A 245-nucleotide genomic window follows, 5' to 3' on the forward strand; every position below is an offset into this window, starting at 1 on the left:
GGGCTAAAGATCATCACCTGGTCGCTCGAACGCTCCGGTACGCTCACCGATGGCGGCGGCTATTACTATCAGTCGGTCAAGGACGCGATCTCGCATCCGGGTGACGAATATGAGGTGATCGACGTTCTGGCCAAAGATGTCGGCGTCATCGGCATGTTCTCCGACTGGCCGGCGACGGTCACCTATTACGCCAATTGCATGGGCCTGGAGTGATCCGACCTAGCCGCGCCGCGGCAGCCAGCTTC

General features: G+C 60.4%; 1 pseudogene. It reads left to right on the top strand.

From position 1 onward, the window contains the following. Positions 1-213 (top strand): annotated as a pseudogene (locus CH341_RS33155) (glycerophosphodiester phosphodiesterase family protein); the annotation flags it as partial. Positions 214-245 lie beyond the last annotated feature (32 nt).

The organism is Rhodoplanes roseus, assembly GCF_003258865.1.
GTDB classification, from domain to species: Bacteria; Pseudomonadota; Alphaproteobacteria; order Rhizobiales; family Xanthobacteraceae; genus Rhodoplanes; species Rhodoplanes roseus.